Genomic DNA, 14,227 nt, shown 5'->3' with positions numbered 1-14,227 from the left:
GTCGGGTGGGTGTCAGCGGCGCGACATGTAGATGTCGAGCGCCTTGTGGAGCAGCTTGTTGAGCGGGAAGTCCCACTCTCCGAGGTACTCGGCCGCCTGCCCACCGGTGCCGACCTTGAACTGGATCAGGCCGAAGAGGTGGTCGTTCTCGTCGAGGGAGTCGCTGATGCCGCGCAGGTCGTAGATGCTCGCGCCGAGGGCGTAGGCGTCGCGCAGCATGCGCCACTGCATCGCGTTCGAGGGGCGGACCTCGCGCTTGTGGTTGGCGGAGGCGCCGTAGGAGTACCAGACGTGCCCGCCGACGATCAGCATGGTGGCGGCGGCGACGGCCTCGCCCTCGTGCATGGCGAAGTAGAGCCGCATCCGGTTGGGGTCCTCGCTGTTGAGGGCCTTCCACATGCGCTCGAAGTACGAGAGCGGGCGCGGGCGGAACTGGTCGCGCTCGGCGGTGATCTCGTACAGCCGCTGCCACTCGGGGAGGTCGTCGAAGCCACCCTGCACGACCTCGACGCCGGCCTTCTCGGCCTTCTTGATGTTGCGGCGCCACAGCTGGTTGAAGCCCTTGTGGACGTCCTCGAGCGAGCGGTTCTCCAGGGGCACCTGGAAGACATAGCGGGGCTGTACGTCACCGAAGCCGGCGCCGCCGTCCTCGCCCTGCTGCCAGCCCATGCGGCGCAGCCGGTCGGAGACCTCGAAGGCACGGGGCTCGATGTGGGTGGCCTCCACGTCACGCAGCCGCTTCACGTCCGGGTCCTGGATACCGGACTTGATGGCGGTGGCGTCCCACCGGCGGATGACGACCGGAGGCCCCATCTTCACGGAGAAGGCGCCCTGCTGTTTGAGGTGGGCCAGCATCGGCTCCAGCCAGTCCTCGAGATTCGGCGAGAACCAGTTGATGACCGGACCCTCGGGGAGGTACGCCAAGTACCGCTTGATCTTCGGGAGTTGGCGGTAGAGGACGAGCCCCACGCCGACGAGCTCGCCGGAGGCGTCGAACCAGCCCAGGCTCTCGGAGCGCCACTCCGTCTTGACATCCGCCCAGGCCGGGACCTGCATGTGGCTGGCCGCGGGCAGGCTCTGGATGTACGCCAGGTGCTGCTCTCGGCTGATGGTCCTCAGGGTCAGGCTCATGCGGGGCGCTCCTCGGCGGGTTTGTCCCCAGGGTGGGGCTCCGGCTCTCGCCGGAAGCCTACTGCGCCAAGGCTGGGCCCCTCCCGGGGACGGTCGCCAGATGGCCGTCCCGGCCACCGCGGCCGCCCCCGGGGATGCTGCGCCCGCGCGGGCCGTGCGTACGGTCCCGCGCGGGTCCGGTCAGCCGAGCAGGCTGCCGAAGAGGCCGCCGTGCGCCATGCCCAGGTAGAAGCCGACCGCGGCCGCGCCGAGGCCGATGATCAACAGGAAGCGCTCGCCGGTGGTGGCCGAGATCATCTGCCCCCACGCCCCGGTGAGTACGCCGACCAGACCGGTCCAGGAGCTGACCAGGTGGAGGCTGTCGAACTGGGCGGTGATGAACGCGACCACACCGAGCACCACCGTCGCCGCGACGAAGCTGTTCTCGACGGGGTGGGCCTTGCCGTCGCTGTTGAGGACGGAGCTGAGGGCGGAGAGAGGACCGTGGTGCTGACGGACTGGTTGTGCCATGAGGCACCTCCTGGCAAAAGGCGGCGCACTGTAGCGCCGCACACACCCGATGTGTACAGATTGGGGCCATCGGCGGCCGGATTTCAACCGGAAGGCTCGGTGCAGGTACTGTGTACCGTCTGCACCGGTGTCTGCCCAGGTCGGCGGAGGTCCTCCACGCGAGATCGCCCCCGTTGTCAGAGGCGGCCGATACCGTTGCTACGCATCGACCCTCCTGCCACGGAGAGACCGTGGCCGTTTGAGTCCAGAGGAGGTGGGTTCCACATGCGTCACTACGAGGTGATGGTCATCCTCGACCCCGATCTCGAGGAGCGCGCAGTCTCCCCGCTGATCGAGAACTTCCTTTCCGTCGTCCGTGAGGGCAGCGGCAAGGTCGAGAAGGTCGACACCTGGGGCCGTCGTCGTCTCTCGTACGAGATCAACAAGAAGCCCGAGGGCATCTACTCGGTCATCGACCTGCAGGCCGAGCCTGCGGTCGTCAAGGAGCTCGACCGTCAGATGAACCTGAACGAGTCGGTCCTCCGGACCAAGGTCCTCCGTCCCGCGACCCGCTGAACCAAGCGTTCACCGGTAACCGGGTTCGAGTAGCAAGCAGCCAGCAGCACACCCGCCGAGAGGTTCACCCATGGCAGGCGAGACCGTCATCACGGTCGTCGGCAATCTCGTCGACGACCCCGAGCTGCGCTTCACCCCGTCAGGTGCGGCGGTCGCGAAGTTCCGTGTCGCGTCCACTCCCCGCACCTTCGACCGCCAGACCAACGAGTGGAAGGACGGCGAGAGCCTCTTCCTCACGTGCTCGGTGTGGCGGCAGGCGGCGGAGAACGTCGCCGAGTCCCTGACGCGGGGCACCCGCGTGATCGTGCAAGGCCGCCTGAAGCAGCGGTCGTACGAGGACCGCGAGGGTGTCAAGCGCACGGTCTACGAGCTGGATGTCGACGAGGTCGGCGCCAGCCTGCGCAATGCCACGGCCAAGGTCACCAAGACCACCGGCCGCGGCGGTCAGGGCGGATACGGCGGTGGTGGCCAGGGTGGCGGCAGTTGGGGCGGCGGCTCCGGCAGCGGCCAGCAGGGCGGCGGGGCTCCCGCCGACGACCCCTGGGCGTCCAGCGCACCGGCCGGCGGCCAGCAGGGCGGCGGCGGTGGTGGCTGGGGCGGCGGCTCCGGCTCCGGCTCCGGCGGCGGCTACTCGGACGAGCCGCCCTTCTAGGCCCGCGCGGCCTGGTCGGGCGACCAGCACAAACTTCTTGATCACACTGGAGAGAGACAATGGCGAAGCCGCCTGCTCGCAAGCCTAAGAAGAAGGTTTGCGTGTTCTGCAAGGAGAAGATCTCCTACGTCGACTACAAGGACACGAACCTGCTGCGGAAGTTCATTTCCGACCGCGGCAAGATCCGTGCCCGCCGGGTCACCGGCAACTGCACCCAGCACCAGCGCGACGTCGCCACGGCTGTGAAGAACAGCCGTGAGATGGCCCTGCTGCCGTACACCTCGACGGTTCGCTAAGGGAGGATGGGCAGAATCATGAAGATCATCCTCACCCACGAGGTCTCCGGCCTCGGCACCGCCGGCGACGTCGTGGACGTCAAGGACGGCTACGCTCGCAACTACCTGGTCCCGCGCGGTTTCGCGATCCGCTGGACCAAGGGTGGCGAGAAGGACGTCGCGCAGATCCGTCGCGCTCGCAAGATCCGCGAGATCGCCACGATCGAGCAGGCCAACGAGGTCAAGGCCCAGCTCGAGGCCGTGAAGGTGCGTCTGGCCACCCGCTCGGGTGACGCCGGCCGCCTCTTCGGCTCGGTCACCCCGGCCGACATCGCCACGGCGATCAAGGCCGCGGGCGGCCCGGATGTGGACAAGCGCCGCATCGAGCTCGGTACGCCGATCAAGACCCTGGGCTCGCACCAGGTGTCCGTGCGCCTGCACGCCGACGTCGCCGCCAAGGTGGGCGTCGAGGTCGTCGCCGCCTAGTTCGCGGCGCTCGGCAGAGCAACACCGAAGGGCCGCACCCCGGTTGGGGCGCGGCCCTTCGTGCTGTGTGGGGCACCGATAGCCGTACGGTCCCGCGGGCCCACGCCGCCTCAGGCGCGGACGGCGCCGGGGACGAGCCAGTTACCGGAGCGGGTGCGCAGGCCCAGGGTCAGCAGGCGGACGCCCATCATCAGGCCCATGACCCACCACAGGGCGGTGAGTCCGCCGCCGAGGGCCGGGACGGCGAGAGCGATCGGGGCGAAGACCGCGAGGGTGGCGAGCATCGCCCAGGCGAGGTACGGGCCGTCGCCCGCGCCCATGAGGACGCCGTCGAGGACGAACACCACGCCCGAGACCGGCTGGACGACGGCCACGACCAGCAGCGCGGGGAGCAGCAGGTCGTGCACCGCGGGGTCGCTGGTGAACAGCGGCAGCAGCAACGGCCGGGCGAGCGCCACCAGCAGGCCCAGGACGACACCCGACCAGATCCCCCACAGCACCATCCGCCGGCAGGCGGCCTTCGCGCCCGCCACGTCCTCGGCTCCCAGGTAGCGCCCGATGATGGCCTGTCCGGCGATGGCGATGGCGTCCAGGGCGAAGGCCAGTAGCGACCAGAGGGTGAGAACGACCTGGTGCGCGGCCACGTCCGCGTCGCCGAGCCGGGTCGCGACCGCGGTGGCGATCATCAGGATCGCGCGTAGTGAGAGCGTGCGGATCAGCAGTGGGGCTCCGGCCTGGGCGCAGGCGCGGATGCCCGTGGCGTCGGGGCGCAGCGAGGCGCCGTGGCGCCGGGCACCGCGTACGACGACGGCCAAGTAGGCGGCGGCCATGGCGCATTGGGCGATGACGGTTCCCCAGGCGGAGCCGGCGATGCCCAGTCCGGCGCCGTAGACCAGTCCGGCGTTGAGGACGGCGTTCGCAGTGAAGCCGCCGATGGCGACGTACAGCGGGGTGCGGGTGTCCTGGAGGCCGCGCAGGACTCCGGTCGCGGCGAGTACGACGAGCATCGGCGGGATGCCGAGGGCGCTGATGCGCAGATACGTCACGGCGTACGGGGCGGCGGTGTCTGAGGCGCCGAAGAGGACGACGAGGGCCGGGGCGGCGGGCAGCGCGAGGGCCAGCAGGACCGCGCCGAGGAGCAGGGCGAGCCAGATGCCGTCCACGCCCTGGCGGATCGCGGAGCGCAGATCGCCCGCGCCGACGCGGCGGGCGACGGCCGCGGTGGTGGCGTAGGCGAGGAAGACGAAGACGTTGACGGCGGTCAGCAGAAGGGCGGCGGCGATGCCGAGGCCGGCCAGTTGCGGGGTGCCGAGGTGGCCGACGATGGCGCTGTCGACCATCACGAACAGGGGCTCGGCGACGAGGGCGCCGAAGGCGGGCAGGGCGAGCGAGATGATCTCTCGGTCGTGGTGGCGGGCGCTGGGTTTCCCGGTCGCGGAGGCCTGGGGCATGGGCGCCAATCTAATCTTCCACAGGTAATAGGTGCAAGCGGCATAAGATCCTTACCGGGTGCTGTCTGGGGGGATCTTGTGTGCGCCGTTTGTCGTGATCTTGGAATAGTGGGGAAAGTTTTTCTCCTGCACAGCCGGTGGATGGTGAAACGGCAGGTCAGGAGGGTGGTTCCGAGGTGGTGGTGGGCTTGTCCACAGTACTGTCCCCCGCCCCATGCACAGGTTCGGCGAGGTTCTCCACAGGATGCGTCCCCTCGTCCACATGGCCTGTGGATAACCATCTTGGCTGACGGTGCCGTCCGGCCTACCGTGGTGCGGCGCCCGACGCCCGTTCCGGCCTCTCCGTGCTTCTTCCCCAGGGCCTCTTTCCGGCCCTGGAGCGATGAGCCGTAACCGGAGCAGGGCGTCGCTGTTTGTCAGAGGCGTGCCGTAAGAAAGAGAGCACGGAGGAGGTGTCGGGGTGAGCCAGCAGGAGATGGAGGACCCCTGGGCTGCGGACACGGGTCCCAGCGACCGCCTCCCGGCCTCCCGGTCCCGCCGCGGCGACGACCGGGGGCGCGGCGACCGGCACGACCGCGGATCCGACGACTGGTCTTCGGGTGGGGGCGCCGGCGGCGGGGGCGGGTTCGAGCGCGTACCGCCTCAGGACCTCGACGCCGAGCAGTCGGTGCTCGGCGGCATGCTCCTCTCCAAGGACGCCATCGCCGACGTGGTGGAGGTCCTGAAGGGCAACGACTTCTACCGCCCGGCCCACGAGATCGTCTACTTGGCGATCCTCGACCTCTACGCCAAGGGCGAGCCCGCCGACCCCATCACCGTCGCCGCCGAGCTGACCAAGCGCGGCGAGATCAACCGGGTCGGCGGCGCCTCGTATCTGCACACGCTGGTGCAGACGGTCCCGACCGCGGCCAATGCCGAGTACTACGCGGAGATCGTCCACGAGCGGGCCGTTCTGCGCCGGCTGGTCGAGGCGGGCACGCGCATCACGCAGATGGGATACGCGGCCGACGGCGACGTGGACGAGATCGTCAACAGCGCCCAGGCCGAGATCTACGCCGTCACCGAGCAGCGGACCAGCGAGGACTACCTCCCGCTCGGCGACATCATGGAGGGCGCGCTCGACGAGATCGAGGCGATCGGTTCCCGCAGCGGCGAGATGACCGGTGTGCCGACGGGCTTCACCGACTTCGACGCGCTCACCAACGGCCTCCACCCCGGCCAGATGATCGTCATCGCGGCGCGGCCGGCCATGGGCAAGTCGACCCTGGCCCTGGACTTCGCTCGCGCGGCCTCGGTCAAGAACAATCTGCCGAGCGTCATCTTCTCCCTCGAAATGGGCCGCAACGAGATCGCGATGCGCCTGCTGTCCGCGGAAGCCCGCGTGGCCCTGCACCACATGCGCTCCGGAACGATGACGGACGAGGACTGGACCCGGCTGGCCCGCCGCATGCCCGAGGTCTCCCAGGCGCCGCTCTTCATCGACGACTCCCCGAACCTGTCGATGATGGAGATCCGGGCGAAGTGCCGTCGGCTGAAGCAGCGCAACGACATCAGGCTCGTCATCATCGACTACCTGCAGCTGATGCAGTCCGGTGGTTCGAAGCGGGCCGAGAGCCGTCAGCAGGAGGTCTCGGACATGTCCCGTAACCTCAAGCTCCTGGCCAAGGAGCTCGAGGTCCCGGTGATCGCGCTCTCACAGCTCAACCGTGGTCCCGAGCAGCGTACGGACAAGAAGCCGATGGTGTCCGACCTGCGTGAGTCCGGCTCCATTGAGCAGGACGCCGACATGGTGATCCTGCTGCATCGCGAGGACGCCTACGAGAAGGAGTCACCGCGCGCGGGCGAGGCGGACATCATCGTGGGCAAGCACCGAAACGGCCCGACGGCGACGATCACGGTCGCTTTCCAGGGCCACTACTCGCGCTTCGTCGACATGGCCCAGACCTGAGCCAGGCGGGGCGCGGCCTGAACTCGGCGCAGAGCCACGCACGTTGTGTGAGCGGAAGATCACGGGCGCGCGCCGGCCCCGACGCGCCCCCGCAATAACGGACATGACGCCCCATCGGGAACGGAGGGCTTGCGCCCGCCCCCGCGGATCGTGCAAGGATCCTCCCGTCGCCCGGAAGTAAAATCCGATGTCCGTACGGGAAGGCCCCCACTGTGTTCGCTGCTCTCGCCACGTCTGCCGCTGTGCGCCTGCCGCGCACGGCTGCCGCGCGGCGAGCGCTGCTCGTGGCCCTCTTCCTTGGGGGCCTGCTGGGGCTGGCCTTCCTGTTCGGCGGTGCCGCGCACGCGGCGGAGAGCAACGGCTCGGCGAGCGCCGAGCAACTGCTCGACTCCGGTGGCGAAGCGGGACCGCAGACCGAGAAGCCCCTCGTGAAGCCCTCCGAGGACACGGCTGCCGCGTCCGCCGAGCGCACCGGGGCCGTGCGGGACACGGTCGAGCGGACCGTACGGCCCGTGGTCGCGCGGACCGAGCAGCTGACCCGCCCCGTGGGTGACCTCGTCGAGAACGTCACCGAAGCCGCCGACCTCCCGGTGCGGCTGCCGGGCCACGAGGCCGGCGCGCAGCGTCCGGGCTCCGGCAAGGACCGTGCAGGTGAGCGGACTTCGGGCCACGAGCGGGGCGGCAAGGCCGCGGCGGACGCCGTGGACCGCACCTCCGACCGGATCGCGGCCGCCTTCTCGTCGCGCTCCGACCGTGGCAGCGTCCGTGCCGAGCAGGCTCGGCAGGACGGCACGAACGACGACCGCGACGGGTTCCCCGCTCGGTTCCCCCAGGCGCCCGCCGCTCCGAGCGGGTCGGCGTCCCAGAACGCCCACGACGGCAGCGGTCCCCGTGGCGGGGACACGCACGCCACCGTGGCGACGGACGCCCCGCGCTTCGGCCTCCTGGCCGGCGCGATCCGTGCGGCGAGCGACGCGCCGACGCACGAGCGTTCCTCCGAAATCCTCGAATTCCCGGGCTAGGGCAGGCCGTTCCGCCTCCACTGGACCTGCCGCGCGGGGGCGGAACAGGTCTGCCCATCCCCCTCCACCGCTTTTGAATTCGAAGGATCTCCCCATCATGCGTAACACCATCCGCCGTTCCGTCCTCGTCGCCGCTGCCGCCTCCGGTCTCTGGGCGCTGGGCACCGCCGCCGCCTCCGCGACCGAGCTCCCGGCGGTTCCCGACACCGGCGCTGTCACCAGCGCGGTCAAGGGCGCCACCGGTGCCACCGGCGACGTGCAGGACAAGCTCCCCACCGGTGGCGCCGTCGGCACCGCCAAGGACAAGGTGACGGGCACCCTCGGCGGCGGCCTGCCCAGCACGGACGCCGTGACCGGCGTGACCGGCACCGTCCAGGACAAGGTCGGAGGCCTCACCAAGGGCGGCCTGGGCCACGCGGCGGACGCGGGCAAGGCCACCAAGAAGGTCAAGAAGTTCGCGGGCAAGGCGAAGGTCAGCAAGGTGACCAAGGTCGCCAAGGGCCAGCTGCCCACCGGTGACGTGCGGACCCTCCCGGCCCCGTCGCTGCCCGCCACCCCGGCGCTGCCGACTTCCGGCCTGCCGACCGCTCCGTCCCTGCCGACCGCGCTGCCCACCGGCAAGCTGCCCGCCGCCCCGAGCCTGCCCAAGGCCCCCGGGGCCGAGGACCTGCTGGCCGGCCTGGCCGGTGCCGGTGTCCGTCCCGGGCAGGTGACCTCCCCGGCCCAGGGTGCCCTGGAGACCGCCCGTCCGACCGTCGACAGGACCGCGGCCGACGTGCTGCCCCCCGCCGCCTACGATGCCGTCGTCAAGGTCCTCCCGGTCGCGCACCACGCCGGCGCCGGTGCCGGCTCCCTCACGGGCAGCGTGGCCGTCCAGGCGCTGCCGTTCGGGTCCGGCGTCGCCGGTGACGTGACCCCCTTCGGGCAGGGCGTCGCCTCCCAGGCGCAGCTGCTCGCTGAGGGTGGCCTGGCCGACGTGCAGCTCTTCGCCCAGGGCGTGGTTGCCAACGTGCAGCCCGCCGTCGAGGGCGTGGTGGCCGATGCGCAGCCGCTCGCCGCCGGTGTAGTGGCCGATGCCCAGCCGTTCGCCACCGGTGTCGCCGGTGACGTGGCGCCGCTGGCCCAGGGCATCGCCGCTGCCGCCGTGCCGTTCGCGCAGGGCGTGGCCACCACGGTCGCCGCCGGCGCGCAGACCGTCGCGACCGACGCCGCGGCCGGTGCCCAGACCCTGGCCCCGGCCGACCTGACCAACGCCGCCAACATCCCGGCCATGCCCTTCGCCGTCCCGGCCGCTCCCGGCGAGTTCCACACCGCCTGAGACCGGTGCACCGCGCATACCGCGCGCCGCGTAGTTCCTACGCACCGCAGCAATGACCGCACGGGCGGCCCCCTTTGGGGAGGGGGCCGCCCGTCGGCATGTCCGGACCCGGGCCGCGGATCAGACGGCACCCGGCAGGGATGAGGTGCGCCGAGCAGGGCGGACCGGTACAAGTGACCCCCATGGACACCTCGTTCGAAGAGCTGCTGCTCGCCACCCGCCGGGCTCTGTACCACCGGATCGCCACCGCGCAGGCCGACGGCCGCGCCCCGTCGCTCGTCGCGGCGGTGGTACGGGAGGGGCGTACGGTGTGGACCGGGGCCCGCGGCTCCGTGGACGGCCGAGCGCCGGACGCCGACACGCAGTACCGCATCGGCTCGATCACCAAGACCTTCACGGCCGTGCTGGTCCTCCAACTCCGTGACGCGGGCCTGCTGGACCTCGCGGACCCACTGGAGAAGCACCTCCCCGGTACGGGCGTGGGCGAGGCGACCATCACCCAACTGCTCGCCCACACCGCGGGATTGGCCGCCGAGACCCCCGGACCCTGGTGGGAGCGCACCCCGGGCAGCCTGCGCCCCACTCTCGCCGACGTCCTGGGCCAGGATCCGCTGCGCCACCCCTCCGGCAGGACCCACCACTACTCCAACCCCGGCTACACCCTGCTCGGTTCACTTGTCGAGGCTCTCCGCGGCGAGGCATGGGAAGTGGTACTGCGCCGCGAGGTCCTGGAGCCGCTGGGCCTGACCCGTACGACAGCGCGCCCGGCCGCGCCGTACGCCGAGGGCTGGGCGGTGCATCCGTGGGCCGACGTGCTGTTGCCGGAACCGGCCGAGGACCTCGGACTGATGGCGCCCGCAGGGCAGTTGTGGTCCACGATCGCCGATCTCGCCCGCTGGGCAGCGTTCCTGGCCGAGGGCGACGAGCGGGTGTTGAGCGCGGAGACCCTGGCCGAGATGCGTACCCCCGCGGCGGCGACTGGCAACGAGAGTGGGGACGACGGCTACGGCCTCGGCCTCCAACTCACCTGCCGGAACGGGCGGACGCTGGCCGGGCACACCGGTTCACTGCCCGGCTTTCTAGCGGGGCTGTGGGTGAGTGCAGAGGACGGGCTGGCCGGAATCGCGCTGGCCAACACCACGTCCGGGCCCTTGGTCGGCGGGCTCGCCGCCGATCTCGTACGGATTACCGCCGAACACGAACCGCGCATCCCCTCGCCCTGGAAGCCGCGGAGCGAGGCGGATCCGGAGCTGCTGGCGCTGACCGGCACCTGGTACTGGGGGCCGGCGCCGTTCGTGCTGCGCCTTCGTGACGGGCGGGCTCTGGAGCTGGCGCCGCTGTCCGGTACGGGCCGCGCTTCCCGCTTCCGGCCTGAGGGGGACGGGACTTGGGCCGGGCTCGACGGCTATTTCGCGGGGGAGACGCTGCGGGCGGTGCGGCGGACGTCCGCTGACGAGGGCGCCGAGGTGAGCCATCTCGACTTGGCGTCCTTCGTGTTCACCCGGGAGCCCTACGAGACGATGGCTCCGGTGCCGGGAGGTGTCGACCCGAAAGGGTGGCGGTCTGCCTGAGCCACGGCTTGGCGGCGGGTGTCGCGGGCTGTCGTGTTTCACGTGAAACGTCAAGGTGTTTCACGTGAAACACGACCTCGTCGGCCGATGTGGACTCCCGCCGGATGCTGAAGGGTCGTCGCCGAGCTTGGCGGCGATCGCCGGCATGTCGTCCGGCACCTGGGGCGGACCCGGAGAGCGCTTGTGGCGGGCAGAACACGTGGGCGGGGCGGGGAGTTCGGGGTCAGCGCGGTGGCGAGTGCCAAGGTCAGCCCAAAGCGACCATCAGGGGCGCGAAGCGGCGGCGGTAGTCGCCGGGGAGGTCGGGGGCGCCGTGGATCATCAACGTGTTGGCGGTGGATGGGGTGACCCCATGGGTGTCGAGCCAGTGCCCCAGCTCGGGATGGCGTACGTCGACGTCCAGCCGGATCTCGCTCTCCGTGTGGACCGCCAGGTCGGAGATGAGGTGCCGGGCGGTGGCCGTGGAGTCGGCCACCACCGGGCCGATCACGGTGTTGTCCACATTGCTCCACGCGGCGGCGAAGCCGGTGAGACCCTCCGGGCACTCGGCGACCCGGACGTGCTCGGCGAAGGCGGGCAGCCTGGTGAGCATCGGCATCCGGTCCGCGCCGAACACCTCGGCGTCCAGGGCGAGCAGGGCCGGGAGGTCGGAGGCGGTGGCCGGGCGGGTAAGAGGGCCTGCCTCCCGCTCGGGCTCCGGTGCGAGCCGCCCCACGCGCGTGGCTGAGCGGGTAACCGGGGTGAAGCCCAGTTGCTCGTACAGCGGCCTGCCCATGTCGGTGGCGTAGAGGAAGACCGGTGTGCCGTCCGCCTCCTCCAGCACATGGGTCATCAGCTTGCGGCCGAGGCCGCGCCGCGCGTGCCGCTCGGCGACGAGCACCATGGAGACGCAGGCGAGCCCGGGCCCGTAGTGAGTGAGGACGCAGCAGCCGATCAGTCCGTCGCCTTGGGGGTCGTCGATGCCGTATCCGATGCCGGCGGTGAGCAACAGTCGCCACTTGCGATCCTCGCGCGACCAGCCCCGATCCGTGCACAGATCGAGGCAGCGGGGGAGGTCGGCGCGGGACAGACGGCGGATCGGTGCGGTCGTCAGCAGCGTCATGGAGTCAGGCTGTCCGACGCGGCCTTCGTTCGTCGACCGGATTTGCCAACGGCAGAGGAACGTGCGGTGTCGCGTACGCGACGGCCGTGCCGGGTCGGACCCCAGGGCTTGAGGACGGAGATCGCGGTGGCGAAGAGATACGTGGCCGTGGCGACCGCCGGGGCGATGACCAGGTCCACTCCGGCCGCACCGGCCGGCTGACCGGCCGCGACGACCGCCGCCACGTGGTCGATGTTCGGCCGCAGTGCGAAGATCGAGGCGCCGGTTGTGGCGAGGGTGAGCCAGAACTTGGCGAACACCCAGCGGTACCGCGCCAGTCCCCAGGGTGTGCCCAGCGACAGGACCAGGCCGCTGAGGAGCGTGAGCAGGCTGATCGGGACGATGAGCCAGTCGGCGAAGACCTTCATCGAGCGGTAGGCGGCCTCGGCCATGGCCGGGTCGGCGGTCAGTTGGGCCGTGATGCCGAGGGCCAGGAGGCCGACGGTGAGCCCGAGCCAGCCGACGGAGACGCTGACGTGGACGACGACGAGGGCCCTGCGGGCGGGGCGGGACAGCTGCTGCATGAGGCCACGGTCGCGCGAGTGGGCCCCATGGCGCGTCGCACAGCGGGAGTATCCGCGGGGCCTCCGCCCGTATGAGGCGATCCCATTGAGGGCGATCCCGTATACGGCGCGCACCGGGCTTGCCTAGGCTCGCCCGCATGGCGACTCTGCATCTGTTCGACCTGGACGGCACGCTGCTGTACGGGTCCGCGGCCCCGGTCGAGATCTCCCGGCAGCTCGGTCTCGTCGAGGAGGTCGCCGAACTGGAGCGGGACTTCGCGGCCGGACGGATCGGGCCACCGGAATTCGCCGTCCGCGTACGCGCGTTGTGGGCCGATCTGACCGAGGCGCATGTGACGGCCGCGTTCGAGGGCGCGCCGTGGCTGGCGGGCATCCGCGAAGTGTGGGCGGGGATCCGGGCGAGCGGGGACTACGCCGCCGTGATCTCGCTGTCGCCCGGCTTCTTCGTGGAGCGGCTGCTGGGCTGGGGTGCGCACGCGGCGCATGGTTCGCGGTTTCCCGCGGTGCCCTTCCGCGGGCCTGTCGATCCCTCGGGCATTCTGTCGGCCGCCGCGAAGGTGACGATCGCCGAGGAGCTCTGCGCGCGGTTCGGGGTGTCCCGGGCGGACTGCGTGGCGTACGGCGATTCGATGTCGGACGCCGAACTGTTCGGCGCGGTGCCGGTTTCGGTGGCGGTGAACGCGGATCACCATGTGAGCGGCCTGGCATCGTGCGCATACGACGGCCGCGATCTTCGCGAGGCTTATGAACTGGTGCGTAACTTGCGGTAATTCATTACTCGTCAGTTTCCCAGTGAATTCCCTGGAATGTGGGCCATGTCACCGGATTCTGCGGGGTGAGCAGGTGCTTTCCAGGGCCTTGGGGAGCGGGGCTTGTGGTTTTACCCCGGCCCGGTATGGTCGACTCCGATTCGGCCGTGGTACGGCCGCCGGAGAGATCGCGGGGAATTAACCGGCACATTCCGTTTGGAAGTGTGAAGACCTACTGAAAGACGTCGAGGCGAGGCAGACCATGGACGCTCCGACCACTGCGTCGGCCGACAACAGTGGCTCCGGCGGAAACGGTGGGAACTGGGGTTGGTTCTCTCCGGCGGGCCGGAAGCAGAGCGCCGACGAGGCGTCCCCGAGGGGCGACCAGGAGCCGGTCCGGTCTTCGGTGTCGGAACGCGAGTCCCGGGCTGAGCGCGAGTCCGAGAGCCTTTCCGCCGAAACCGCCGCGAACCCCGTCCCCGCCGAGGAGCGGCACCGTCCCGCCCACGACCGCGTGCCCCGGCAGAGCCGGAGCAGCACGCAGGTCGCCACGGTCGCGCAGCCGCGGGAGAGCGCCCAGCCGCCCGCCGTCGCCCTCGCCTCGGCCTTCGTCAACAGCGCCGCGCACGCCAGCGCTTCGACCGTCCCCGCCGGCGGACCCGCGCCTCTCCGGCGCCAGTCGCCCCAGCCCCAGCCCCAGCCCGCCCAGCCGCAGCCGGCACCGCCCTCCGGAAGCGGCGGCCACACCTCGTACGGTCCCTCCGGTGTCGTCCCGGGGCCCGTGTCCGGCAGTGGTCGGGGCGGGCCGCCCTCCATACCCGGGCCCCAGTCCGGCGGCACGCTTTCCCCGGCCCGCCACTCGCCTCCGGGCCCTCAGGCACCTCCGGCCCCCGA

General features: G+C 71.0%; 14 protein-coding genes and 1 pseudogene. 10 read left to right on the top strand and 5 right to left on the bottom strand.

What is annotated here, in order from left to right; genetic code table 11:
• Nucleotides 1–12: 12 nt before the first annotated feature.
• Nucleotides 13–1,131: a lipid II:glycine glycyltransferase FemX gene (locus AOK16_RS13605; protein ID WP_055472530.1), complete on the bottom strand. Its 1,119-nt coding sequence runs from the start codon at nt 1,129–1,131 to the stop codon at nt 13–15.
• A gap of 180 nt (nt 1,132–1,311) precedes the next feature.
• The gene (locus tag AOK16_RS13600; RefSeq protein WP_055472529.1) at nt 1,312–1,641 is read right to left on the bottom strand and encodes a hypothetical protein; all 330 of its coding nucleotides are present in this window, start codon (nt 1,639–1,641) and stop codon (nt 1,312–1,314) included.
• 264 nt (nt 1,642–1,905) lie between these two features.
• Between AOK16_RS13600 and rpsF the strand changes: the two genes are divergently transcribed.
• From rpsF to rplI, 4 genes are all read left to right on the top strand, one after another.
• Nucleotides 1,906–2,196, top strand: a complete 291-nt coding sequence (rpsF, locus tag AOK16_RS13595; protein WP_055472528.1) for a 30S ribosomal protein S6 — start codon at nt 1,906–1,908, stop codon at nt 2,194–2,196.
• Nucleotides 2,197–2,266: 70 nt separating this feature from the next.
• Nucleotides 2,267–2,848 carry a single-stranded DNA-binding protein gene (locus tag AOK16_RS13590; protein WP_055472527.1) on the top strand — a complete coding sequence of 194 codons (582 nt, stop codon included), beginning with the start codon at nt 2,267–2,269 and terminating at the stop codon, nt 2,846–2,848.
• 59 nt (nt 2,849–2,907) lie between these two features.
• Complete coding sequence (rpsR, locus tag AOK16_RS13585; RefSeq protein WP_055472526.1) at nt 2,908–3,144, top strand: 30S ribosomal protein S18; 237 nt, start codon at nt 2,908–2,910, stop codon at nt 3,142–3,144.
• Between the two features lie 18 nt (nt 3,145–3,162).
• On the top strand, nt 3,163–3,609 hold the full coding sequence (gene rplI, locus AOK16_RS13580) for a 50S ribosomal protein L9 (protein WP_055472525.1): 447 nt from the start codon (nt 3,163–3,165) through the stop codon (nt 3,607–3,609).
• A gap of 110 nt (nt 3,610–3,719) precedes the next feature.
• On the opposite strand, the gene AOK16_RS13575 is transcribed toward rplI, so the two are convergent.
• Nucleotides 3,720–5,060, bottom strand: a complete 1,341-nt coding sequence (locus AOK16_RS13575) for an MATE family efflux transporter (RefSeq protein ID WP_055472524.1) — start codon at nt 5,058–5,060, stop codon at nt 3,720–3,722.
• 475 nt (nt 5,061–5,535) lie between these two features.
• Here AOK16_RS13575 and dnaB point away from each other — a divergent pair, with 475 nt between their 5' ends.
• The 4 genes from dnaB (at nt 5,536) to AOK16_RS13555 (ending at nt 10,919) form a co-directional block, all read left to right on the top strand.
• A complete protein-coding gene (gene dnaB / locus AOK16_RS13570; RefSeq protein ID WP_055472531.1) occupies nt 5,536–7,008 on the top strand; it encodes a replicative DNA helicase in 1,473 nt (490 codons plus the stop codon).
• 242 nt (nt 7,009–7,250) lie between these two features.
• Nucleotides 7,251–8,030 carry a hypothetical protein gene (locus AOK16_RS13565; protein ID WP_157859205.1) on the top strand — a complete coding sequence of 260 codons (780 nt, stop codon included), beginning with the start codon at nt 7,251–7,253 and terminating at the stop codon, nt 8,028–8,030.
• Nucleotides 8,031–8,127: 97 nt separating this feature from the next.
• Complete coding sequence (locus AOK16_RS13560; RefSeq protein WP_055472522.1) at nt 8,128–9,348, top strand: hypothetical protein; 1,221 nt, start codon at nt 8,128–8,130, stop codon at nt 9,346–9,348.
• Between the two features lie 182 nt (nt 9,349–9,530).
• Nucleotides 9,531–10,919: a serine hydrolase domain-containing protein gene (locus AOK16_RS13555; RefSeq protein ID WP_055472521.1), complete on the top strand. Its 1,389-nt coding sequence runs from the start codon at nt 9,531–9,533 to the stop codon at nt 10,917–10,919.
• A 247-nt stretch (nt 10,920–11,166) separates the two neighbouring features.
• Here the strand turns inward: AOK16_RS13555 and AOK16_RS13550 are convergent, their stop codons facing one another.
• Nucleotides 11,167–12,021, bottom strand: coding sequence for a GNAT family N-acetyltransferase (locus tag AOK16_RS13550; RefSeq protein WP_055472520.1), 855 nt, complete (start codon nt 12,019–12,021; stop codon nt 11,167–11,169).
• Complete coding sequence (locus AOK16_RS13545; protein ID WP_055472519.1) at nt 12,018–12,584, bottom strand: hypothetical protein; 567 nt, start codon at nt 12,582–12,584, stop codon at nt 12,018–12,020. Before AOK16_RS13545 ends, AOK16_RS13550 begins: the two co-directional genes overlap by 4 nt.
• Nucleotides 12,585–12,721: 137 nt before the next feature.
• On the opposite strand from AOK16_RS13545, the gene AOK16_RS13540 reads away from it, so the two are divergent.
• Nucleotides 12,722–13,354: an HAD family hydrolase gene (locus AOK16_RS13540; protein WP_055472518.1), complete on the top strand. Its 633-nt coding sequence runs from the start codon at nt 12,722–12,724 to the stop codon at nt 13,352–13,354.
• 241 nt (nt 13,355–13,595) lie between these two features.
• Nucleotides 13,596–14,227 (top strand): annotated as a pseudogene (locus tag AOK16_RS27650) (hypothetical protein); the annotation flags it as partial.

Origin of the sequence: Streptomyces pathocidini, from assembly GCF_001418495.1 — a bacterium.
Classification (GTDB): Bacteria; Actinomycetota; Actinomycetes; order Streptomycetales; family Streptomycetaceae; genus Streptomyces; species Streptomyces pathocidini.
The sequence above is the reverse complement of the archived record's forward strand: the minus strand, read 5'-3'. Positions and strand labels throughout refer to the sequence as shown.